At 60.1% G+C, this 22,344-nt stretch carries 18 protein-coding genes, 1 tRNA gene and 1 pseudogene; 9 read left to right on the forward strand and 11 right to left on the reverse strand.

The genetic code is table 11. The features are described from left to right. Positions 1-277: 277 nt before the first annotated feature. Entirely contained in the window at positions 278-1,456 is a 1,179-nt protein-coding gene (locus tag BVL55_RS08340; RefSeq protein ID WP_162841474.1) for an ABC transporter ATP-binding protein, read from the reverse strand. Positions 1,457-1,661: 205 nt separating this feature from the next. Then, positions 1,662-2,312, reverse strand: a complete 651-nt coding sequence (locus BVL55_RS08345; RefSeq protein WP_083649446.1) for a cold-shock protein — start codon at positions 2,310-2,312, stop codon at positions 1,662-1,664. A 678-nt stretch (positions 2,313-2,990) separates the two neighbouring features. Here BVL55_RS08345 and BVL55_RS17040 point away from each other — a divergent pair. From BVL55_RS17040 to BVL55_RS08360, 3 genes are all read left to right on the forward strand, one after another. Then, the gene (locus tag BVL55_RS17040) at positions 2,991-4,322 is read left to right on the forward strand and encodes a YcbK family protein (protein ID WP_075996503.1); all 1,332 of its coding nucleotides are present in this window, start codon (positions 2,991-2,993) and stop codon (positions 4,320-4,322) included. A gap of 130 nt (positions 4,323-4,452) precedes the next feature. Next, a tRNA-Glu gene (locus BVL55_RS08355) sits at positions 4,453-4,527 on the forward strand. Positions 4,528-4,650: 123 nt separating this feature from the next. Beyond that, a complete protein-coding gene (locus tag BVL55_RS08360; RefSeq protein WP_075996504.1) occupies positions 4,651-5,133 on the forward strand; it encodes a hypothetical protein in 483 nt (160 codons plus the stop codon). A 66-nt stretch (positions 5,134-5,199) separates the two neighbouring features. Here BVL55_RS08360 and BVL55_RS08365 read toward each other — a convergent pair whose 3' ends face one another. Further along, positions 5,200-5,793 (reverse strand): hypothetical protein, encoded by a 594-nt coding sequence (locus tag BVL55_RS08365; RefSeq protein WP_156892476.1) that lies wholly within the window; start codon positions 5,791-5,793, stop codon positions 5,200-5,202. 616 nt (positions 5,794-6,409) lie between these two features. Next, positions 6,410-7,369 carry a GlxA family transcriptional regulator gene (locus BVL55_RS08370; RefSeq protein WP_075996506.1) on the reverse strand — a complete coding sequence of 320 codons (960 nt, stop codon included), beginning with the start codon at positions 7,367-7,369 and terminating at the stop codon, positions 6,410-6,412. A 144-nt stretch (positions 7,370-7,513) separates the two neighbouring features. Between BVL55_RS08370 and BVL55_RS08375 the strand changes: the two genes are divergently transcribed. From BVL55_RS08375 to BVL55_RS08390, 4 genes are read left to right on the forward strand one after another with little or no spacing between them, the layout of a single operon-like run. Continuing rightward, positions 7,514-8,764, forward strand: coding sequence for a sarcosine oxidase subunit beta family protein (locus BVL55_RS08375; RefSeq protein WP_075998022.1), 1,251 nt, complete (start codon positions 7,514-7,516; stop codon positions 8,762-8,764). A 13-nt stretch (positions 8,765-8,777) separates the two neighbouring features. Further along, positions 8,778-9,098 (forward strand): sarcosine oxidase subunit delta, encoded by a 321-nt coding sequence (locus tag BVL55_RS08380; RefSeq protein WP_075996507.1) that lies wholly within the window; start codon positions 8,778-8,780, stop codon positions 9,096-9,098. Then, positions 9,095-12,079 carry a sarcosine oxidase subunit alpha family protein gene (locus tag BVL55_RS08385; RefSeq protein ID WP_075996508.1) on the forward strand — a complete coding sequence of 995 codons (2,985 nt, stop codon included), beginning with the start codon at positions 9,095-9,097 and terminating at the stop codon, positions 12,077-12,079. The genes BVL55_RS08380 and BVL55_RS08385 overlap by 4 nt, the downstream gene beginning before the upstream one ends. Continuing rightward, positions 12,072-12,650 (forward strand): sarcosine oxidase subunit gamma, encoded by a 579-nt coding sequence (locus BVL55_RS08390; RefSeq protein WP_075996509.1) that lies wholly within the window; start codon positions 12,072-12,074, stop codon positions 12,648-12,650. The genes BVL55_RS08385 and BVL55_RS08390 overlap by 8 nt, the downstream gene beginning before the upstream one ends. A gap of 266 nt (positions 12,651-12,916) precedes the next feature. On the opposite strand, the gene recJ is transcribed toward BVL55_RS08390, so the two are convergent. From recJ to BVL55_RS08410, 4 genes are all read right to left on the reverse strand, one after another. Beyond that, on the reverse strand, positions 12,917-14,722 hold the full coding sequence (gene recJ / locus BVL55_RS08395) for a single-stranded-DNA-specific exonuclease RecJ (protein ID WP_075998023.1): 1,806 nt from the start codon (positions 14,720-14,722) through the stop codon (positions 12,917-12,919). A gap of 45 nt (positions 14,723-14,767) precedes the next feature. Continuing rightward, positions 14,768-15,766, reverse strand: a complete 999-nt coding sequence (glpX, locus tag BVL55_RS08400; RefSeq protein WP_075996510.1) for a class II fructose-bisphosphatase — start codon at positions 15,764-15,766, stop codon at positions 14,768-14,770. Positions 15,767-15,936: 170 nt separating this feature from the next. Beyond that, a complete protein-coding gene (locus BVL55_RS08405; protein ID WP_075996511.1) occupies positions 15,937-17,259 on the reverse strand; it encodes a homoserine dehydrogenase in 1,323 nt (440 codons plus the stop codon). Positions 17,260-17,421: 162 nt separating this feature from the next. Beyond that, entirely contained in the window at positions 17,422-17,964 is a 543-nt protein-coding gene (locus BVL55_RS08410) for a hypothetical protein (RefSeq protein WP_075996512.1), read from the reverse strand. 329 nt (positions 17,965-18,293) lie between these two features. Here BVL55_RS08410 and BVL55_RS08415 point away from each other — a divergent pair, with 329 nt between their 5' ends. Next, a complete protein-coding gene (locus tag BVL55_RS08415) occupies positions 18,294-18,545 on the forward strand; it encodes a hypothetical protein (RefSeq protein WP_075996513.1) in 252 nt (83 codons plus the stop codon). A gap of 162 nt (positions 18,546-18,707) precedes the next feature. Here the strand turns inward: BVL55_RS08415 and BVL55_RS08420 are convergent, their stop codons facing one another. Then, positions 18,708-19,019, reverse strand: coding sequence for a hypothetical protein (locus BVL55_RS08420; RefSeq protein ID WP_075996514.1), 312 nt, complete (start codon positions 19,017-19,019; stop codon positions 18,708-18,710). Positions 19,020-19,209: 190 nt separating this feature from the next. Continuing rightward, positions 19,210-19,916, reverse strand: a pseudogene (locus BVL55_RS08425) (CDP-alcohol phosphatidyltransferase family protein). Between the two features lie 224 nt (positions 19,917-20,140). On the opposite strand from BVL55_RS08425, the gene BVL55_RS08430 reads away from it, so the two are divergent. After that, on the forward strand, positions 20,141-21,385 hold the full coding sequence (locus tag BVL55_RS08430; protein WP_075996515.1) for a UbiH/UbiF family hydroxylase: 1,245 nt from the start codon (positions 20,141-20,143) through the stop codon (positions 21,383-21,385). Here the strand turns inward: BVL55_RS08430 and BVL55_RS08435 are convergent. Then, entirely contained in the window at positions 21,363-22,310 is a 948-nt protein-coding gene (locus BVL55_RS08435) for an AEC family transporter (protein WP_075996516.1), read from the reverse strand. The two genes, BVL55_RS08430 and BVL55_RS08435, sit on opposite strands and share 23 nt — an antisense overlap. Between the last annotated feature and the right edge of the window lie 34 nt (positions 22,311-22,344).

A 22,344-nucleotide genomic window follows, 5' to 3' on the forward strand; every position in this document is an offset into this window, starting at 1 on the left:
TTTTGACGGAATTGGAAAAACCTGAATGCGCAAACAAACTTAACGGGTCAAACCATTGGCTCATTTCAAACCATCGTCCCGTTTCAAACCTTTGCCCTGTTCTGGACAAAACGGGAAACAGTCCGGCTGCGCGCAGCACGCCTGCAAACCGTCAGCTTGTTTAGCCGGAGAATATGGTCAATTCCGCCGGCCCTTACCGCTTCATATAGGAAGCCTGCTGCCCCTTGTCACCTGCAATAATGCCGCCGGTTGCAAAGCCCCTCCTCTGAAAACACCCCTATTCGGAAAACAGCAGCGCCTTGGCGGCATCAAAGCCGATTCTCACCCGGTCCTGCCCGCTGCCAAGCGCACCGAACGGCAGTTTTGCCTGAAGCGTGATTTCGCCCTGGGGCACATAGAGCGTTACAAGTTCGCTTTCACCCAGAAAATGCCGCCCTATCACCACCGCTTCCGCCATGCCTGATGCTGTATCTTCCTTGCGCCGCCCCTTTTTGACCGACCGGGGAAGCACCGCAATGTCGGACGGGCGCACACAAACGGTAACCGGCCCGTCCGCCCGCAGGTTTTTGCCGGTACCTTCAAGGGGGTAATCGCCGAGCAGCGTTTGCAGCACGCCGCCCGCCACATTGCCCGCAAAGGTATTGAGTTCGGAGAAAAACCGCGCTGCAAAAAGACTTTCCGGCGAGCGGTAGAGCGTTTCGCATTTCCCCACCTGAACGATCCTGCCCTTGTCCATCAGGGCAATGCGGTCGCTGATGTGCATCGCTTCTTCCGGATCATGGGTTACCACCACCACCGTGGAGCGCGTTTCGCGCAGGATCGCCAGCGTCTCGTTGCGAACGCTTTCCCGCAGCCGCCCGTCAAGGCCCGAAAACGGTTCGTCCATCAGCAAAATGCCCGGTTTGGGCCCAAGCGCCCGCGCCAGCGCCACCCGTTGCTGTTCGCCGCCGGAAAGATTGTGCGGGTGATCGTCAGCCCGCGCTTCCAGACCAACGGTTTTCAGCAGGTGCATCACATGGCTTTCCCGCTCCGCCGGCGCAAGCTGCGTCAAACCGAATTCGACATTCTTGCGGACGCTGAGATGGGGAAAAAGCGCATAGTCCTGGAACACAAGCCCCACGCCTCGCCGCTCCGGCGGCACCATGCCATCGGGGCTGGAAACCACCTGCTGGTTGATCAGGATTTCCCCGGCCGCCGGCTTGACCAGACCCGCAGCAAGCCGCAGCAACGTGGTCTTGCCGGAACCCGAAGGGCCAAGCAGCGACAGCACCTCGCCTGCCTCAACCGCCAGGTCCAGATCCTTCAGGGTCTCATTGTCGCCATAGGCATGGCTGATACTGCGAAAGCTGAGACTGGAAGCAATGGTGATGCCGGCCCGGGTTCTGCCCGGAACGAAGGCGGAATGCGCCGGCGCCGGCCTGCCGCGCTCCTGCCGTTTGCCATCCTTGTTCGCCAAGCCCGTTACTCCAACCATACCGCCAGCGCCGCATACCACCTGTTTTGCCCGTACTGTCAACCATGGCAAAATGGCCGGTGCAAATTGCCGCTATGGTGCAGCCCGGTCAGCAGCGGTAATCCCGGACAGTACCACCAGCGCACTCCCAAGCATTAGCGTGCACAACCAACACATTAAAGATTTTCGGCAGGATATTGTTGTTAAATCAGTTTTGCTTGATCTGGGCGCGGCCGTCATCGGGGAAGATTTCTGCCGCCATCAAGCCTTTCGGCCCCTGCCCGAAACGCACCAGCACATATTGCCCCGGCCGCAATTCGGCAATGCCGAATTTGCGCAGCGTCTCCATGTGAACGAAAATGTCTTCCGTTCCCTTCACCACGAACCCGTATCCCTTGGTGCGGTTGAACCATTTCACCTGCACGCGCTCCAGCGGGCTTTCCGGCTGAACGGTAACATGGGTGCGGCTGGTTTCGTCTTCCTGCGGCTGGGTCGCGGTGCTTTCGTCCATGGAAAGCACCCTGAGCGCCTGCCATCCCTTTTCGCGCTGTACGGCCTCGATGACGACGCGCGCGCCGGGCAGCACGGTGCTGAAGCCGTCCTTGCGCAGACACGTCACATGCAGCAGCACGTCGGGCATTTCCTCATCGGGAATGACAAAGCCGAACCCCTTGGATACGTCGAACCATTTGATGGTTCCCGCCAATTCAACAACTTCGGTGTGAATGGCCCCGCCGGTCCGCTCGACCGCCTCTGCAGAGCCCTCGACGGCCCCGTGTGGAGCACCGGCCATAGAAGCGCCCTCGGCTTCCCCAAGGGAAGCTCTGTTCTTGCTGCTATCCGGTGGCTTGGCCCCCATGCCGCTTGGACCCTCAACCCTGGCTGCCCACCCTCCGTGCAGCCTTCTACTGATTCTCTACGATATTAGCACCCTGTTTCGGTGGGTCAGCAAGCCCTTATTGCAGCTTTTTGCGCGAAATGTGTACATATCGCTACAACCTCAGGTCTGAACTGCTGCCCAACTTGCGGGTGTTTTACGGTGTCGGGGTGGTTTTCATCGCCCGCCGCCCAAAGCTGAAAGCGGCGGAAAACTTCCAAAACCTTGGCATCTGACCATAGTCTTGCCCTATTTTCGCCCTAGCGCAGACACTAACCGGGGTGGTTTGCGCGTTATGGGTGGCTTTTCTTGCATCAGCGGGAATTCTTGAAGTCAATCCGGGCTGGCTGGCCAGCCATGCACAAGCCTGTTCGGTGACGATCATCAGGCTGCGGCCTGGTTGGGCCAGGTGACAGCCGCATCATTGGCGCTGAAACGGTTCGTTAACGCCGGAAGGTGGAAAATCGGCAGCGCAGGCAAACGGTGCCGAGGCTCAATACGGGGCGAATGCGCCACCGGCAAACCTTGTAAACGCCGCAGGCGTCTGTTAGCCGGGGCATCAAATTCAGGAGACTTTCTGCCGGCATTGCCGGGCAGGGTTGTCTCCGGGCACATTCAAGGGGCCATATGCCGCAACTGCCGGGGGCAGTACACGGGCACATGGAACTGGAGAGCGGGCCGGATGATATGCCGGCCAAGGAAGGGGAACTGCGGGTGGCAAAGCTGGTTGCAGCAAAAACCGCCAAATGCCTTGCTCCATCCGTCCGCAACGGGCGGCGGGATGCTTTTTCCCTTGTAAGCCACTGCTGTAGTTCATACCGGTCCATCCGGCACAAACTGGGTGCTGTCGTGCTCCCCGCCGCCGCCGCGATCGCCCTTGGTGGCTGTGTCGCCGCTCCGGTTACCGATACCCTTGAAAGCGCGGCCCTCGCCTCACCGGAAGTTGCCGCTCAAGACGGCACTACAGAAACTGCCTTTGCAAATGAGCCGGGCACCGTTCCGGTCCCCACCCGTTCGCCATCCGACTACAGCGCCGGCACCGAACTGGCGCTCTTGCCCGAGACCGGCGATCCGGTGCCAGCCCCCTCTGCCAATCAGGCCATCGCCCAGCAGGTCGACCTGAAAGCGGCAGCCCTTGCAAGCGAAACAGTGCCGGCACCCCAGCCCGCTGCAGAACCTGCAGCAGCCCCGGCCAGCGCGAATGCCAATGAAGCGAATACCAGTGAAGCCGTTGCCGTTGCCGTTACCGCTGACGCCGCAACCACCGCTGAAGGCAATGCCAACACGGTCACAGATCCCGTTACACCCTCTCAGGAAGTTGCCAGCGTCCAGCCGCTCACCCAGCAAAAGGTGGAGCAGCCGAAAAAGCCCCGCGGCCTGTTCGGCCTGTTCATGGCCAACCGCCAGGCAAAACCGAAAAAGACGGTACAACCTTCAAAACCTGCCATCGCCTCGGCTTCAGCCCTGTCTTCCGGCGGAGCGGGCCTTCCCGGCGTACAGCGCAAAAGCGCCATTTTCGGCATCAATGGCGCTGATGGTTCGACCGGCGAAGAGGGCCTTGCCGGCGAGCACAACATTCAGGTCGCTTCCGTTGGCGGTATCGGCCGGCTGATTTCTCCAACCGGGCTCATCCTGCAGACAGACAAGGTCAAGGTCAGTTGCTTCAAGCCTGAACTGCTTGCCATCCTCAAAAAGGTGGAACGCCGCTACGGCAAAAAGGTCATGGTAACCTCGGGCTATCGCAGCCCGAAACGCAACCGCCGCGCCGGAGGGGTTTCCAACTCGACCCACATCTACTGCAAGGCAGCCGACATCCAGGTGGACGGCATCTCCAAATGGGACCTGGCCAAATATCTGCGCACCATCGAAGGCCGTGGCGGTGTCGGCACCTATTGCCGTACAAGGTCCGTCCATATCGATGTGGGAAGCCAGCGCGACTGGCACCATCCCTGCCGCCGTTCGGGCTCGCGCTCCAAGAAGAAGAAAGCCTAGGCCAGGGCAGCCGTTTCGACGCCCTTTTGCAGCGTTGCAGAATTTTCCACGGCAGCGGTGTTTTTCCGGTTGAAGCACTGGCCGTTCATCTCTATAAGCGCGGCACGAAGCAACTGCTTGCTTCCAACGTGCGCCCTTCGTCTAGCGGTTAGGACGCCGCCCTTTCACGGCGGAAACAGGGGTTCGATTCCCCTAGGGCGTACCACTAAATCCCAACATTAGTTGTTTATCACACGGCTTTCCGGGTGTAACCTGCCGCTTCCACAACTCTGTGTTTGCGCTTGTCCACAACTGTGCTTTGATCTCCGTATAAATCACGGAGGCGATAATGATTTTCATCGAAAACCGGGCAGCACAAAAAAATGTGTGGCGTATCAACCTGCGAACATCGGCTGCAGCGCTGAGCTTTCTAGCCGCCCAGACCCTGGTAGTATACGCCGAACCGCTGAACTGCGGAGACTACTCCAACACGGCCGCTATTTCACTTGGCGATGGAGATAACGACCAGTTCAGTGACAGCAGTGGCTTCGATGGGGAGCGCAATGGGCCGATCGCCAACGAAGATATCTGTCGCAACCTTGCCATAGCCAATGCACTTGCCGAACCCGATCTGATCGCAGGTGAGAAATTCGGCATCAAGTTGAGTTTTGGCACGGCAGCCAATGAAGATGTGACAGCGGTCGGAATCGGATTGAAGACCGTGCTTTCTGAAAATCTCAACGGCACCGGAACACGATTGACGGGCAGCGGTGCAATCGCCGTCAGCGGCGATCAGAGAGGAACTCGATTGGGACTGCAACTCAGTTGGTAGCAAGGTTGCCATTGCCGGTCTTTGACACCGGTCTTTAGCCCAATGGGTTTGAGTGCGTTTACAACTTCAAGCCTTCACAGTTTCAGAAAGACAGTGCATGAAAAAGGACCGCATTTCGGTCTTCGTAACCTTGCGGTAATCCTCAAACCTCCGCTCCTGGCGCTCTTCCCGCCAGCCGGTTGCTGCCTGAAGCGCCAGCGCCACCGAAAAACCGGCTTCAAACACCGGCATGAGCGGCTTCAGCCCCCGCCAGTCCGCGGGTTCGCCACAGGCACGCTGCCAGCGGTCATTGAAGGCGAACTGCTGATCCGTCCATCGCCATTGCGGATGGCTCTCAACCACATCGCGGTCGAGATATTCGATGCCCACATTCGACCACCAGCTCATCTCGCCCGTTTCCACGCTTTCGCACAGATAGCGGTTTTCCGGCTGATCGCTGGAAATGCGGTGCAGCCAGCACAAGGACCACCCGTGCTGCGGGATGCCGGACACCAAAATCAGATCGCCCGCCTGCGCCATTTTTCCCAGAAAACCGATCGGATTGAACGCAGGTCCGTATCCACTGGGGCGCTCATCCCCAAGGCGATGGGCAAGACAGTTCTGCAGAACGAAATCGAGAATTTCGTCACGCGCCCGGGCTTTTTGAAACACTTTTGTCATCACCAACGCCATCATGCCGCCATCAATTCAATCCGGCGACAGGTGTAAGATATTTGTCATTGTAAGAAATATGACAAAGTCGGCAAGGGCAAGGTGTAAAATTGTCGTGACCTAACGGCAACAGAGCACATCAAGCCCGCTGTCAGGCAGACTCAGCGTGGTTTCGTTTGAGAATTGCTGATTTGAACACGTTACAGCGTCAATGCGGGCGATCGGTTCGCCACTGCGACGGTTATGCCGGGCAACCACCACCTCATAAATCGTGAGGCTTCACCCTCAAAATACCCCCCAGATTTTGGTGGCTTAGTTTCACCCACCAGGTTTTGGGTATTTGATTCGAACGCAACCACTCTACCTTCAGATCGGGGCATAAAAGAAGGTGAAAGTAGTGATTACACAAACAGAAGGTGAAGTGTTAAACAACCTGATCAGGTTAACGAAACAGGCTTGTACACACGACTACGAACTCGAGCTCGCAACCCATTGCCTAGAAATGGCGAGTTTGGAGTTGGTGCTTGTCATGTCCAGGCGGTTTGAAAGCCGACGCAGTGCAGAGGAAGATTACTGTAGCCTGTGCGGCCAGCAATCCATTTCGGGCGAAGCTCTGTGATTATGCCTATCGGCGGAAGGTGGAGGGTGGAGACCCGAACTTCTGACGGAAGGTCTTGGCAAAATGGGCGGACGAGCAAAAACCCGTCGCCAGTGCAATTTCGGTGATCGAAAGCGAGGACTGCGACAGCAGGTTTTTCGCCCGTTCCAGCCGCAGGTCGCGGTAGAAGGCCATGGTGCCAATGCCCAGCTTGTCGGAGAAAAGCCGGTTCAATTGCCGGGGTCCGACACCGGACAGCGTTGCCACCTGGGCCAGTTCCAGCGGATCATCGAGATGGTTTTCCATTGCCTCGATGGCCCGGATGACCGGTGCAGAGTTGGTGCCGTAACGCGCCACGAAGCCGGCCCTTTGGGGCTGGCCGGGTGCCCGCACATTGGTATGCAGAAACCAGTCGCTGACCTGGGTCGCCAGTTCCTCGCCGTGATGGAACGCGATCAGGTGGTGCATCATGTCGAGGGCCGCAATGCCGCCCGCGCAGGTATAGCGGTCGCGGTCGATGACATAGATGGAACGCTCCAAAATGAGATCGGGTGCGATTTCCACAAGCGCCGAGGCATGCTCCCAGTGCACCGTCATCTTGTAGCCCTTCATAAGCCCGGCCGATGCCAGGATCACCGGCCCGCCGGAAACCCCGCCCAGCGCCACGCCGCGGCGCGACAGGTGCCGCAGCCACTGAAACACCCGCTTGTCGCGAAACAGGGTCGGATCGCCGCCCGCCACCACAATGACGAGATCGAAATCCGTGTGCTCGCCGAGCTGTGTTTTCGTTCGCACCACCCCGGCGGCAGACGATTGCACCGAACTGCCATAGAGCGAGATGTTGGAAACATCATAAAGCTGCTTCCCGCCAATGTGGTTGGCGGCGCGGAACGGCTCCGACGCGGAAGCGTAAGCCATCAGCGCAAAGCCGTCCAATAGAAGAAAACCGATTTTGAACGGGCGCTCGTCCCGGTGATAGCTGACCATGCAGCGCAATATTCTGTCTTTTTTGGAAAAGTCTAGTGGCAGGTCTCGCTGGAAGCTTTGCCACACACCCAAAACCGCGATGAAAACCGGCCCGCGATCCGAACAGCCGGTGCAAAGTCGAACACCCGTGGAAAGACTGATCCCGTGAGATATTCGGCCCTCAGCATTTTGTCCCAGGCCCTGAGCGGCAATACGGGCTGGAAGCCCGTCTGGCGCGAGCCTGACCCCAAAGAGCATTATGATGTCATCGTTGTTGGCGGCGGCGGGCACGGGCTGTCTACGGCCTATTATCTGGCCAAGGAATTCGGCGTTACCAAGGTGGCAGTGGTCGAAAAGGGCTGGCTTGGTTCCGGCAATATCGGCCGCAACACCACCATCATCCGTTCCAACTATCTGCTGCCCGGCAACGAGCCGTTCTACGAATTGTCCATGAAGCTGTGGGAGGGACTGGAACAGGACTTCAACTACAACGCCATGGTTTCCCAGCGCGGCATCGTCAATCTGTTTCATTCCGATTCCCAGCGCGACGCCTATGCCCGGCGCGGCAACGCCATGGTGATGGCCGGTGCCGATGCCGAACTGCTGGATGAAGACGGCGTACGCCGCCTCTGCCCGTTCCTCGATTTCGACAATGCGCGCTTTCCCATTCGGGGCGGCCTTGTGCAAAAGCGTGGCGGCACGGCACGCCATGATGCGGTCGCCTGGGGCTATGCAAGGGGCGCCGACAGCCGCGGTGTCGACATCATCCAGAATTGCGAGGTGACCGGCTTCGACATCAAGAACGGCGTGTGCAAGGGCGTTGTCACTTCCAAAGGCAGGATAAAGGCAGACAAGGTGGCCGTCTGTGTTGCCGGTTCTTCAAGCCGCGTCATGGCGGCAGCCGGCATGCGCCTGCCGATTGAAAGCCATGTGCTGCAGGCCTTTGTTTCCGAAGGGCTGAAGCCCGTCTTGCCCGGCGTCATCACCTTCGGTGCGGGGCATTTCTACATCTCCCAGTCCGACAAGGGCGGTCTGGTCTTCGGCGGCGATATTGACGGCTACAACACCTACGCCCAGCGCGGCAATCTGCCGGTGGTCGAGGATGTCTGCGAAGGCGGCATGGCCGTCATGCCGATGATCGGGCGGGCAAGGCTGCTGCGCATGTGGGGCGGCGTCATGGACATGTCGATGGACGGATCGCCCTTCATAGACAAGACCGATATCAACGGCCTCTACTTCAACGGTGGCTGGTGCTATGGCGGCTTCAAGGCAACGCCCGCATCCGGCTATTGCTATGCCCATCTGATCGCCCGCGGCGAACCCCACCCTGTCGCGACCGAGTTCAGGCTCGACCGCTTCAGGCGCGGCCACATCATCGATGAAAAGGGCGCCGGCGCCCAGCCCAACCTGCATTGAGGAGCCCTGCGGCATGATCATCGACCATCCCCTCCTTGGCCCGCGCGATGCAGCGGAATTCGTCATTTTGGGCGATGCTTCGCTCATCAACCGGCCGGACCCTGAAGCCGCTGACGCTGAAGAGCGGTTTTACGAATATGTCTATTTGCGCGACAACCCCGCCGGTCTGCACCGCGAGCTCTGGTATCACGAGCAGGGCGACCGCTCCTGGCTCGTGGTCACCCGCAACACGCTGACCCACGAAATCGCCAAAGTGGAACTTGCCCGCGGCATTGCCGTCAACCTGGCATCCGCCAGCAAGAAGAAAGCCGGGCGCAAAGGCGGTTCGGCATGACCGCCCCCTTCCGCACCCCTTCGGGCACCCGCCCCGGCCTCGTTGACCGCGACACCCCGCTTTCCTTCTCCTTCAACGGCAGGCAAATGCCGGGATATGCCGGTGACACCTTGGCTTCCGCCCTGATCGCCAATGGCGTCAAACTGGTTGGCCGCTCGTTCAAATATCACCGCCCGCGCGGCATCTTCACCGCCGGATCGGAAGAACCCAATGCGCTGGTCACCCTGCATGCGGGCGCCCGCGCCGAGCCCAACACAAGGGCAACGGTAGCCGAACTGTTCGACGGGCTTGCGGCCAAAAGCCAGAACCATAGAGGACCGCTCAGTTTCGACCTCATGGCGGTCACCGATCTGCTTTCGCCCTTCCTGGCGGCAGGCTTCTACTACAAGACCTTCATGTGGCCGAAGAGCTTCTGGGAAAAGCTCTATGAGCCGGTTATCCGGTCTGCTGCCGGTCTTGGCAGCCTGTCCGGCGAGGAAGATCCCGACAGCTATGACAAGGGCTTTCTGCATTGCGATGTTCTAGTGATTGGCGCAGGCCCTGCAGGCCTTTCCGCCGCCCTGCAGGCGGCCCGCTCCGGCGCAAGGGTGATCCTTGCCGATGAGGACTTTCTGCCAGGCGGCAGGCTGAACGGTGAAACCCATGAGGTGGCGGGCAAGCCGGGCCATCATTGGGCGGCGCAAACGGCAGCAGAACTTGCATCGATGGAAAACGTGCGGCTGATGACCCGCACCACCGTCTATGGTGCCTACGATCACGGCACCTATGGTGCGCTGGAAAAGAAGACCGACCATCTTGCCACTTCAAGCGGCAAGCCGCGCCAGGTGCTTTGGCGCCTCTACACCAAACGCACCATTCTTGCTGCCGGCAGCACCGAGCGGCCCATTGCCTTCGCCAACAATGACAGGCCGGGCATCATGCTGGCGGGCGCCGTCCGCACCTATGCCAATCGCTTTGCCGCGCTTTGCGGAAAACACATCACCATCTTCACCAACAATGATGACGGCTGGCGCACGGCAACGGACTTGGCACAAGCAGGCGTTCAAATCGCCGCCATCGTCGACAGCCGCGAGATGGCACCGCTGGCTGCCCCCGCTGGTGCGGCAATCATCATGGGCGGCAGCGTTGTTGATACGGCCGGAAGACTGGCGCTCAAATCCGTCACGCTCTCCAACGGACAGAAAATCGAGACCGATTGCCTGGCCGTTTCCGGCGGCTGGAACCCGAACGTACACCTGACCTGCCACCAGCGCGGCCGGCCGCAATGGAACGGGGCCATCAACGCCTTTGTCCCCGGCGGGGAAATGCCTGTGGGAATGGACGTTGCAGGCAGCGCAAGCGGATCGCTGACCTTGTCAGCCTGTCTCACCGAAGGCCACAAGGCTGCCTCTGCTGCCATAAGGAACATTGGTCTTTCCCCCTCGCGCAGCCGCCCTGCCCGCGCGTCAGATGAACCATTCGACAGCGCCGCCTTCTGGCATGTGGCGCCGGTCAAAGGCCAGCGGCGGAAAACAGGCAGCAAAAGGGCATGGGTCGACCTGCAGAACGACGTTACCGTCAAGGATGTCAAACTCTCCCACCAGGAGGGCTACCGCTCGGTTGAACACCTCAAACGCTATACCACCATGGGCATGGCAACCGACCAGGGCAAGACATCCAACATACTGGGCCTTGCCATTCTCGCCGAAGCCGCGAGCAAGTCGATCCCCGAGACCGGCACCACGATTTTCCGCCCGCCCTATACGCCCGTTGCCATCGGCGCTTTTGCCGGTCGATCTCGCGGCAAGGAATTTCGCCCCACGAGGCTGACCACATCCCATCAATGGGCGCAGGAACAAGGCGCCGTCTTTGTCGAGGCCGGCATGTGGCTGCGTGCCCAGTGGTACCCCAAAGCAGGGGAAGCCCATTGGCGCGAAAGCGTCGACCGCGAGGCGCTCGCCGTCCGCAATTCGGCCGGTATTTGCGATGTCACGACGCTTGGCAAGATCGACGTGCAGGGCAAGGATGCCGCCGCCTTTTTGGACCGGCTCTATACCAATACCTTCTCCACCCTGCCCGTGGGCAAGGTGCGCTACGGCCTGATGCTGCGCGAAGACGGCATGGTCTACGACGATGGCACCACCGCGCGGCTGGGCGAGCATCATTTTCTCATGACCACCACCACCGCCAATGCCGTACTGGTCTTCCGGCGCATGGAATTTGCCCGTCAGTGCCTGTTCCCGCAGATGGACGTACATCTGATTTCGGCGACCGAACAATGGGCGCAGTTCGCCGTGGCCGGCCCCAACTCGCGCAAACTCCTGCAGAAGATCATCGATGCTGATCACGACATATCCAACGACGCCTTCCCGTTCATGGCCTGCGGTGAGGTAACGGTATGCGGCGGTGCGCCGGCGCGGCTCTTCCGCATCTCCTTTTCCGGCGAGCTCGCTTACGAAATCGCCGTGCCGGCCCGCTATGGCGATGCGCTGGTTCGCCGTCTCATGGAGGCAGGCGCGGAATTTGGCGTAACGCCCTATGGCACGGAAGCGCTAAACGTGCTGCGCATCGAAAAGGGCCATGCCACCGCCAACGAACTCAATGGCCAGACCACGGCGCTCAACCTTGGCCTCGACAAGATGGTCTCGAAGAAAAAGGACTGCATCGGCAAGGTGATGGCGGGCCGCGAGGCGCTTGTCACCGAAGACGCCATCAAGCTCGTCGGCTTCAAACCCGTGGACCCGGAAGGCAAACTGGCTGCCGGCGCCCATTTCATCGAAAAGGATGCCGCCCCAACCACCGAAAACGACCAGGGCTGGATGACATCGGTCTGCTATTCGCCCCATCTTCAAACCATGATCGGCCTGGGGTTCATCAAGCAGGGAGACCAGCGCATCGGCGACACCGTTATTGCTGCTGACCCCCTGCGCGGCAATTCCTGCGAGGTGGAGATCGTCTCGCCCCATTTCATCGACCCGCAAGGAGAGCGGCTTCGTGCCTGAGCAACTTACTTCAGCTTCACCGCTTGCCGCCGTAACCCCATTGGGCGGCCATGTCTCAACCCATGACGGCGCCGAGCTTGCTGAGATATCCGGCCTTTCGCTGATATCGCTGGCAATTACCGCCGGCAAGGAAACCGCCTTTGAAAAGGCAGTCAAGAAAGCATGGAAAATTGCGGTGCCGCCGCCGGGCATGTCGGCTTTTGCCGGTGACGTTCGCCTGATCTGGACCGCGCCCGCCCAGTACCATCTTCTAATGCCGGAAACGACCGGCGGAATGCTTGCTGCTACCCTGGAGAAGACGGCAGGAGCCGCCTGGTGCACCGACCAGTCGGACAGCTATTGCATGCTGCGCTTAAGCGGGCCCCGCGCCCGCGAAGCACTGGAGCGCATTTGTCCGCTCGACCTTCATCCCGGCAGCTTTGCAGTAGATGCTGCCGCGCGCACCGTAATGGAGCATCTCGGGGTGCTTATGATCCGCGAAAAAGCCGACCGGTATCTGCTTTTGTCGGCCCGTTCATCCGCCCGCTCCTTCCTGCATGCGGTGGAAACCTCGCTGCACAACATCGCGTGAAGCGAAAAAAAAACGGCTTTACGGAGTCAGATACACAACCAAAACGTGATAAAATTTCGCCATACCCGCATGCGCTAACTTCCCCTTAACCTGTGCGGGCAATAACATTGCCGGCGAAGGGCGGCTTGGCGCTGCGGCACCCCAAACTTCCTGGCCCAGGCGCTTGCCCGCAGTCGATGAATTCGCCCATTCATCCGCGGCAAACCTTAGACGCCGCCCTTCGCTTAATCCCTTGGAGCACGTCTTCTTCAGCCGGCACTCCCTCTTCAGCCGGCAGTTGCCCCGTCGGTAACCCGCAACTGCACCCGCCGCCGGCCCTGCCAGTGATCGGCACTGAGAACACCGGCGATATGAAACTTTGAACTGCGCCCTGAAAGCAGCGCTTCACCCAGCGCTTCATTGGCTTTTCTGAAGGCAATTGCCCTGAGCTGTGCACCATCGCTGCCGCGCAGGGTAAAACTCACATGATCGCGGCCCACCACCCTCGCGCCGGTCACCGTGTGGCCCGGAAAGGCCAGCATTGGCTGGGGATGGCCCGCACCATAGGGGCCGGCCTGTTCCAGCAGATCGACCAGGTCCAGCGTGGCCGCCCGCGCGGACAGGGCAGCATCGATTCTGAGCGTATGGGCAGAACGCGCGACCCCAACCGCTTCGCCCAGCTCTGCCTCCAGATAGGCGCGCAATTCGCCCAGCTTGCCACGCTCGACCGTCAGCCCGGCCGCCATGGCATGCCCGCCGCCCTTTTCCAGTATGCCCGCCTCAACAGCACCGCGCACCGCCGCGCCAAGGTCGACACCGCCAATCGAGCGGCCCGATCCGGTGCCCTTGTCCTTGCCGTCAAAGGCGATGGCGATGGCCGGACGCGAAAAGCGCTCCTTCAGCCGTGAGGCAAGCAGGCCGACAATGCCCGGATGCCAGCCTTCTCTGCCGGTGACCAGGACTGCAGGCCCCTCGCCCTTGGCGATTTCGGCCTCCCCTTCGGCCATTGCTTCCTCCAGCATGGCTGCTTCGGCGCGCTGGCGTTCGGCGTTGAGGCGCTCAAGCTCGCCGGCGATCTGCTCTGCCTGCTCGCGGTCATCGGTGGTAAGCAGCCGGCTGCCGAGCGCCGCATCGCCGATCCGCCCGCCCGCATTGATCCTCGGCCCCAGCAGAAAGGCAAGATGATAGGTGCTGGCCGGCCCGTTAAGCCTGGCCTCGCGCGCCAGCGCCTCAAGGCCGGTATTGCCCCCTTTCGCAATGCCCCCCCGCAACACGTCAAGCCCGCGCACCACAAAGGCACGGTTGAGCCCGGTAAGCGGCACCACGTCGCAGACCGTGGCCAGCGCCACCAGATCAAGCTGCTCCATAAGGTTTGATGCAGCATCCTGCCCCTGCTTGCGCAACACCCGCTGCACGGCCACCAGCGTCATGAACACCACGCCCGCTGCACACAGATGGCCGAGCCCGGAAAGGTCGTCCTGGCGGTTTGGATTGACCAATGCACGGGATGGCGGGCGCTCGCTGCCAAGCTGGTGATGGTCCAGCACCACCACATCAATATCCATTTGCCGGGCTGCTTCCAGCGCCTCGAACGAGGTCGAACCGCAATCGACAGTAACGATCAGCTTTGCACCGTTTTCAACGAGCTGCCGAATGGCATCGGAATTGGGGCCATAACCCTCAAAAACACGATCGGGAATATAAATTTCGTATGGAACGCCGTAACCCGCCAGAAACCGGGCCATCAGCGCCGCCGAGGCCGCCCCGTCCACATCATAGTCACCAAAAATCGCAACACGCTCGCGGGCACCTATCGCAGCGGCAATGCGCGCGGCCGCGGCATCCATGTCCGTCAGCGTCGACGGATCGGGCATGAGATCCCGCAGCGTTGGCGCAAGAAAGGTTTCCGCCTCACCGGCGATGACGCCACGGCCGGCCAGAACCCGTGCCACGATTTCCGGAATGCCGTTTGCCTGGCTGATCGCCAGCGCCTCGTTGCGCCCGCGCGGATCAAGCCGGTCCGCCCAGCGGTTTCCCGACAGGGAGACTTCAACATCCAGAAAGGGGCGTTCAACCGGTTCCGCCATGCTCATGGCACGATCATGCAGCGCGATGGCTTTGCCATCAAGCGGCAACGGTCAGCCAAATTTTCCCAGATCGTGGTGAACTGCCTTGATTTCGCGCACGGTCTTGGAGGCAGAACGCATGACCACTGTGTGGGTGGAGATGCTGTCACGGCCAAAACGCACCCCGTCCAGCATGTTGCCGTCGGTAACGCCGGTTGCCGAGAAGATCACATCGCCCCTGGCCATTTCCTCCATGGTGTAGGCGCGGTTGGGATCCTCAACGCCCATTTTCTTGGCCCGGGCAACCTTTTCCGGTGTGTCGAGGATCAGCCTTCCCTGCATCTGGCCGCCAATGCAGCGAAGCGCTGCTGCCGCCAGCACGCCTTCGGGCGCACCGCCAATCCCGATATAGATGTCGATCCCCGTCATCTCGGGGTCGGTCGTATGAATGACACCGGCAACATCGCCATCGCCAATCAGCCGGATGGCAACGCCCGCAGCGCGTACTTCCTCGATCAGCCGGGCATGGCGCGGACGGTCCATGATGCAGGCGGTCAGCTCGGTGACCTTCACACCCTTTGCCCTGGCAAGGGCCTGCAGATTGTCGAGCACCGGCGCGTCGATGTCGATCAGTCCCGGCTTGTAGCCCGGGCCGATGGCAATCTTGTCCATATACACATCGGGCGCATAAAGCAGATTGCCGCGCTCCGCCACGGCGATAACGGCAAGCGAATTGGGCAGGTTCTTGGCGCAGATGGTCGTGCCTTCCAGCGGATCGAGCGCGATATCGACAGCCGTGCCCTTTTTGGTGCCCACTTCCTCACCGATATAGAGCATGGGCGCCTCGTCGCGCTCGCCCTCTCCGATCACCACCTTGCCGTCGATCGGCAGATTGTTGAGTTCGGTGCGCATCGCATCGACAGCCGCCTGGTCAGCCTGTTTTTCATCCCCATGGCCGCGCAGCCTTGCTGCTGCCACAGCAGCAGCTTCCGTTACACGTGCCAGTTCCAGGGTCAGGATGCGGTCGAGCCGTTCTTCAATACCGCTTTGCGTGCTGTTTTCTTTTGCCATACTCATCTGCTCCGGCAACATCATTCTCGTTAAGCTGTCAGCGCATATCCACCAGTCGGCAGCGAAATACAATGGCGTGCGGGAATTTTGCCGCAATTAAATCGATATGATTTTTCCAGCGCGCCGCTTTTTCACAGACAGGCTTAACGGGACGCTTCAGACAACCGGTTTTACTGCTCAAGGCGGATCATTTGCGCGGGAGCTGCCAGATGTCCGTCCTGCTCGATTTTCTCCAGCGCGTTGCGGATCGCCTGCTCTGTCGTCTCATGGGTGATGAGGATGATGGTCTGGGGACCGTCGGCGCCGCCAGATGACGCACCGTTTTTCTTGCGCTGCACGATGGAGGCGAGCGATATCTCCTGCTCCGCCATACGGCTGGCAATGGAGGCAAAGACCCCCGTCTGGTCATGTACCGTGAGGCGGATGAAATAGCCGCCCGCATGGGCACGCATGGCCGCCCGCTTGTAGGGCGCGAGCGAGCCGGCTGGCTGGCCAAGGGCCGGAGCAATCTGATGGCCGGGGCGGCTCTTGGCGATATCGCACAAATCGCCCGACACAGCAGACGCGGTTGCCTCCCCGCCTGCACCCGGCCCCGAAAGCACCAACTGTCCAACGATGTCGGCCTCGATCGCCACGGCGTTCGTCACGCCGGAAATCTGTGCGATCGGCGCGCGCACCGGCACCATGGTCGGATGCACCCGCTGTTCGATGCCGCTGGCCGTCTTCTGCGCCACGCCCAGCAGCTTGATGCGATAGCCCATGTCGCGCGCTGCCTCGATGTCCTCGGCGGTGATGTTGGAAATTCCTTCCACATAAATGTCGTCGGCGGAAATCTCGCTGCCAAAGGCAAGGCTTGTGAGGATCGCAAGTTTGTGCGCCGTGTCGAAGCCTTCCACGTCAAAGGTGGGATCAGCCTCCGCATAGCCCAGCGCCTGTGCCTGGGAAAGGCACTCACCATAGGAAAGCCCCTCATCCTCCATGCGCGTGAGGATGTAATTGCAGGTGCCGTTCAAAATGCCGTAGATGCGGAAGACGTCGTTGGAGGTCAGCGCCTCGCGCATCGTCTTGATGATCGGAATGCCGCCGGCAACCGCCGCCTCGAAATTGAGGATCAGGCCGTTTTCCTCCGCCAGCAGCGCCAGTTCAACACCATGGCGCGCCAGCAGCGCCTTGTTGGCGGTCACCACATGCTTGCCGGATTGAAGCGCTTTTTTGACTGCTGAATAGGCCGGATCGCCATCCCCGCCGATCAGTTCCACGAAAACATCGATGTTTTCACTGGCCGCAAGGTCTGCCGGCGTGTCAAACCATTCCACCCCGGATAGATCACAGCCCCTGTCGCGGTTGCGGTCGCGGGCGCTGACACCGCTGACCGTCATCGCCCTGCCGCAGCGCTCGGCAAGCACAGCCGCCTTTTCATCCAGTATCCGCACCAGGGCGGAACCGACCGTTCCAACTCCCGCAACACCGATCCGCAATGCCGATTGAGCCACGCCGCTTTCCCTTGCTTTTGCGTTGTGAAGAAAACGGCCATTGCATCGGGCGATACAGGCCGCAAACCGGCACTGTTTAGGAAGGCAAACGCCAAACTGCAAGCACTGGCGCCGAATTATTCGCCAAAACCGCCTTCAGCCGGTCTGAAGCAAATCAAGCTGTCAGTTCTCGATTGCTTCAAGCGCCCGGTCGTAATGGCTTTTTCCCTTTTGCTGCAGGCGCCGGATTGCCGCCTTGCGCGCTTCGACCTCGGCATCTGAAAGCTCTGCGCCGGTAGCCTGCCGGCTGTCTTCAAGCTTTGCGGCGATGTCTGCCTGTTCCTGCGCACTCATTTGACCGGTGGCGGAACCGGGAACCGCACCAATCTGGGTCTTCTGGCCGGAGGAGGCAGCCGCCTTCGACCTGATCTCGTCGACCGCCTGCTGGCGTTTGACCGGATCGCCAACACTGCCGGTCGCCGCTGCATCGCGGTCAACCGCCTCTGCCGGCGGTGTTTCAGCCGGAACACGTTCGGCGGTCAGGGCCTGGGGTTGCGTGTCCTGCGGGGATTGGGACGGCGCGCCGGTCGTGGCCTGATTTCCCACCGGGCGCAGGTCTGCCTCATTCAGGGTGGACGAAACGCAGCCGCCACCGCCAAGCGCAAGCATTACCGCAACAAGTAGCGCAAGGCTTGCCCGCAGACCCGTCGCTGTTGATTTCAACATCGTTCAAACGCCCCGAAACACCGGCAATTGGCCGCTTACAGGCAGCGGGCTGACATGGTCAAACCCCATCATGCTATCCCTGGGCGAGCTTATCGTCATTTTTGTGGTCATGCCACCTGGGTCATGACCTCATACGCTGTGAAGCGGCAGCCGGCAAACAATGCCAAGCTGCCGGTTTGCAGACTTTTCTCCAAAAACCGTTTGCATGGCGCCGGGCGCCTGTTATCCTTTTTCTGTTTTCTTGCCATGAGTCCGGATTGGGGGCGCCGGCTCTTGAGGCCAGAGGACGCCTGTTCCCATATTCCAACGACCACAGGGAGAAACCCGTCATGAAGAAACTACTCGCCGCCACCGCCCTATGCGGACTGCTCGCCTCCACCGGATCGGCAGGAGCCGCCAACATGATGATGGAAAAGATGCAGTGCTCGGCCGCCTGCAACACCCAATACATGCAATGCGTGATGGGCGCCAACCAGATGACCAGCGTCCCTGCCGAAGCACTCAATCAGATAATGGCCAATTTCCAGGGCTCCACCGCCTGCGGACAGGAAGCCATCGCCTGCCAGCAGTCCTGCAGCTAAGGCAAGACGCTTCGCTCCGTTTGGCAAGCAGCACGCTGCAGCCTGTAGACGGCGCCTGAAAGCTGTGGAAGCAGGCGCGCTTCCTTGAAAAAACAACAAGCCCGGCACAAGGCCGGGCTTTTTTATGGGGAAGTCTTGTAGCTGCTGCCTCAGGACCTGAACTCAGGGCCTGGCGCCATTGCTCCCCTGGCCACCGCCACCACCGCCGCCACGCTCGCCGCCACGGTCGCCGCCGCCCTCATTGCCGATCTCACTGAAGGGGTTGCGATGGGTGGGCGGGGGGAAGGTCGGCGGAATGATCTTTGGAAAAATCCGCTGGTAGTGACAGTTGAAGACCTGTTCACCCAGGACCACACAGCTCTTTGCACCGGGAAGAACCACGAGATTGCCCGGCTGGGACTGGGCAAAGGCAGCGCTGGACATTACGGTTGCGGAAAGAACGAATGCAGAAATTGTAAGCCTTGGAAGTTTCATTGTTTTGCTCCTTGCTGCCGGCATTGCGCCGGAAGTGCGAGCCCCATGAAACCGGTTGTAGAGTAATGCTCGGCTGATAACTGTGCGCGATGACACACGGCAAAACGCATCACAGCGCCAGGGACTTGTTTGCGAAAGGAACTCGATAGCGGATATCGACAACCGCCGGATTGGCGGTGCCTTGATGGTGTCAGTGAATTCTGCCGAGTGCCTGGAGCACTGCCCCGATGCAGAACAGATACGCGCCGGAGGCCAGGATGACGACATCGACCCAGGCCGGCGCATCAAGGTTGTAGTAAAGCGCAATCAGCCCGCCTGCCGCCCACAAGCCAAAGATTGCAAGTGTAGGGATACGCATGATCTTGACGCGGACCGGGTGAACGAAAATCACCGGAACAAAGGTCAGGATGGCGGTCACCACGACCACGGCAAAGGACAGGATTTCCGACGGCGAGACGATGAAAACGGTAAACACCACCATGTTCCAGCACACCGGAAAGCCCTTGAAGCCGTTGTCGACGGTCTTCATGCGCGTATCGGCGTAATAGATCGCGCTGGTCACCACGATCATGGCGGCTGAAAGAAACGACAGATAAGTCCCCATCAACCCGCTTTGATAAAGAATGAAGGCCGGAATGATCACATAGGTCACATAGTCGATCACCGAATCGAGCATGTCGCCGGACCAGTGCGGCCACCACTTCTTGACCTCCAGCTTGCGGGCAAGGGGCCGTCCACCCCGTCTACCAGCAAGGCCATTCCGAGCCAGAAAAAGGCAGCGGGAAACCGGTTTTCAGCCGTTGCCACGATGGAAAGAAACGCAAGAAAAGCGCCTGACGCCGTCAGGATGTGCACACCGAAGGCCCACAGGGCATCTTTGGATATCCCAAACACCAGTCATCCTCTCCTATCCCGGCATTCCGCAATTCGTGTTCTGCCATGCGCCGCCATTCGAAACAAGCAAAGCTGGCGAAACAAGCAAGACTGGCCAAACAAGCAAGACTGGCCAAACTTGTCACAGCACAACGGTGATCCGCGCTGACCGTTTGCCACATTGATGGTCATTCGCAATCAGCATAGAGTCCGGCCGTATCAACAGGAACTGCAGGAGGCCAGGGACCATGGCAGGGGCAAAACAAAGCTGGACCGGCGATTTTGCGGTGATCGGTGGCGGACTTTCCGGCCTGATTTCAGCCCTGGCTGCGGCAAACAGGGGCTTGAGCGTTGCTTTGGCAGCACCGCCGCTGGCCGAGCCCGATGGACGCACCACCGCCCTGCTCGCCGATTCGATTGCCTTTTTGAAGGAAATCGGCCTTTGGGAAGCAATGGAGCCCATTGCCCATCCCCTGCGCACCATGCGTATTCTGGACGGAACCAACCGCCTCATCCGCGCCCCGCAGGCCGATTTCAGAGCTTCCGAAATTGGCCTGGATGCCTTCGGCTACAACCTCGAGAACAAGGTTCTGGCGGCCATGCTGCACGGGCAGATCTCCGCCTCAAAGCACATCTCGGTGTTCGAGGAGCCGGTCGTGGAATTTGATGAAACCGCACCCGGCCAGCATGCTGCAACGCTTCAAAGCGGCATGAAAATCGCCGCCAAAGCCTATGCTGCCGCTGACGGACGCAACTCGATGATACGCCAGCAGCTTGCCATTACTTGCCGCCAGTGGCGCTATCCGCAGGTCGCACTGGTTGCCAACCTTGAACACACATTGGACCATCACGACACCAGTACGGAATTTCACACCGAAACCGGGCCGCTGACCCTGGTGCCCCTGGGCGTGAAACGCTCAAGCCTGGTGATTGTGCTGGATGAAGCAGGCGCTGACGCGTTGCTTGCCCTCAACGAAGCTGCATTGGCAAGGGAACTGGAAGAGCGGATGCACTCGGTTCTTGGAAAACTGAAACTGGTTTCACCGGTTGGAAAATTTCCCTTGTCCAGCGCCCTTGCCGGCAAGTTCGGCAAGGATGATGTCATGCTGATCGGCGAAGCCGGCCATGCCTTCCCGCCAATCGGCGCCCAGGGACTTAATCTGGGGATAAGGGATATCCGAACTGCCGTGGCACTTGCCGGTGAGCCGTTACGGCCCGGTCTGCCACCGGCCGGCGAACGCTATCACCGTCGGCGCGCCGCCGATATCGCCTCGCGCACCGCCTCTGTCGATCTTCTGAACCGTTCGCTGCTTTCCGCCTTTCTGCCGGTTCAGGCGGTCCGCGCCGCGGGGCTTTACCTGCTTGCCAATGCCGGCCCCATGCGCCGCCTGATGATGCGCGAAGGTGTCCTGCCGGGCATGGGCCTTCAAAACCTGTCAGAGCGGCTGCGCGGCGGGCTGAAACCTTCAGCTATGCGGGAACGTTCAACATGAAATAAAGAAGGCCGGTCACGGTGGCTGTCGCCGCAATCGTGGAAACAACGACGGCACTTGAGGCGCGTTCCTGCCAGACCTGATATTGCTGGGCGATGACGAAGACATTCGTTGCCGTGGGCAGTGCTGCCAGCAGCACCGCAGCAAACACCCATGTGCGGTCAAACCCCGGCAGCAGGGTTTCCATCAGCACAAAGACCAGCAGCGGATGGATGACCAGTTTGACGGGAACGATATAACCCAGTTCGACGGGAACGCGCTTCAGCGGCCGCAACGCCGCGGTAACCCCCATGACGAACAGCGCGCAGGGGGCGGCAGCGCCTGAAAGAAATTCCAGCAGTGAATTGACGGAGGACGGCAACTCAACCTTGAAGACAGCCGCCAGCACGCCGACGATGGTGGCGACGATGAAGGGATGGGTGAAAATCTTTACCGCAATTTCCCTGGCCAATTGGCCTGCCGGCCGCCTTTCCCCGCCATGCAGGCTCATCAGCAGCGGCGCCAGGGTAAAATGCATGGCGTTCTCAAAGCAGAAGATCAGCGCCACGGGAACGCCCGCCACAGGCCCCAGCGCCGCAAGGGCCAGGGGCGGCCCCATATAGCCGATATTGCCATAGGCGGCGGCAAAACCCTGAATGGTGGCCTCGGCAACATTGCCGCCATTGATCAGGCCGGCGAGCACAAAGATACCGGCAAAAACGAGCAGGGTCGCAAAAACGGAAATGGCGATGAAACCGACATTGGCGAACTGCTCGATCGGTGTTACCGACAGCAGGCGGTAAAACATCGCCGGCAACGCCACATAGACGATGAAGAAATTCATCCACGCCAGTCCCTCATAGGGAATGCGCATGATCTTGCCGGCGGCGAAACCAAGAAAGATCAGTCCGAAAAGCGGCAATACCAGTTCGATAACGGCAAACATGACACTCAATACGATTTTTGGTCCGGATGAAGGA

The organism is Salaquimonas pukyongi (genome assembly GCF_001953055.1).
GTDB classification, from domain to species: domain Bacteria; phylum Pseudomonadota; class Alphaproteobacteria; order Rhizobiales; family Rhizobiaceae; genus Salaquimonas; species Salaquimonas pukyongi.

Coding starts and splice junctions, on each gene's coding strand:
- BVL55_RS08420 (WP_075996514.1), bottom strand. CDS start 19,019: ATGAAACTTCCAAGGCTTACAATTTCTGCATTCGTTCTTTCCGCAACC.
- BVL55_RS08360 (WP_075996504.1), top strand. CDS start 4,651: ATGATTTTCATCGAAAACCGGGCAGCACAAAAAAATGTGTGGCGTATC.
- BVL55_RS08365 (WP_156892476.1), bottom strand. CDS start 5,793: ATGACAAAAGTGTTTCAAAAAGCCCGGGCGCGTGACGAAATTCTCGAT.
- BVL55_RS17040 (WP_075996503.1), top strand. CDS start 2,991: ATGGAACTGGAGAGCGGGCCGGATGATATGCCGGCCAAGGAAGGGGAA.
- glpX (WP_075996510.1), bottom strand. CDS start 15,766: ATGGCAAAAGAAAACAGCACGCAAAGCGGTATTGAAGAACGGCTCGAC.
- BVL55_RS08380 (WP_075996507.1), top strand. CDS start 8,778: ATGATCATCGACCATCCCCTCCTTGGCCCGCGCGATGCAGCGGAATTC.
- BVL55_RS08410 (WP_075996512.1), bottom strand. CDS start 17,964: ATGTTGAAATCAACAGCGACGGGTCTGCGGGCAAGCCTTGCGCTACTT.
- BVL55_RS08430 (WP_075996515.1), top strand. CDS start 20,141: ATGGCAGGGGCAAAACAAAGCTGGACCGGCGATTTTGCGGTGATCGGT.
- recJ (WP_075998023.1), bottom strand. CDS start 14,722: ATGAGCATGGCGGAACCGGTTGAACGCCCCTTTCTGGATGTTGAAGTC.
- BVL55_RS08385 (WP_075996508.1), top strand. CDS start 9,095: ATGACCGCCCCCTTCCGCACCCCTTCGGGCACCCGCCCCGGCCTCGTT.
- BVL55_RS08435 (WP_075996516.1), bottom strand. CDS start 22,310: ATGTTTGCCGTTATCGAACTGGTATTGCCGCTTTTCGGACTGATCTTT.
- BVL55_RS08415 (WP_075996513.1), top strand. CDS start 18,294: ATGAAGAAACTACTCGCCGCCACCGCCCTATGCGGACTGCTCGCCTCC.
- BVL55_RS08345 (WP_083649446.1), bottom strand. CDS start 2,312: ATGGGGGCCAAGCCACCGGATAGCAGCAAGAACAGAGCTTCCCTTGGG.
- BVL55_RS08370 (WP_075996506.1), bottom strand. CDS start 7,369: ATGGTCAGCTATCACCGGGACGAGCGCCCGTTCAAAATCGGTTTTCTT.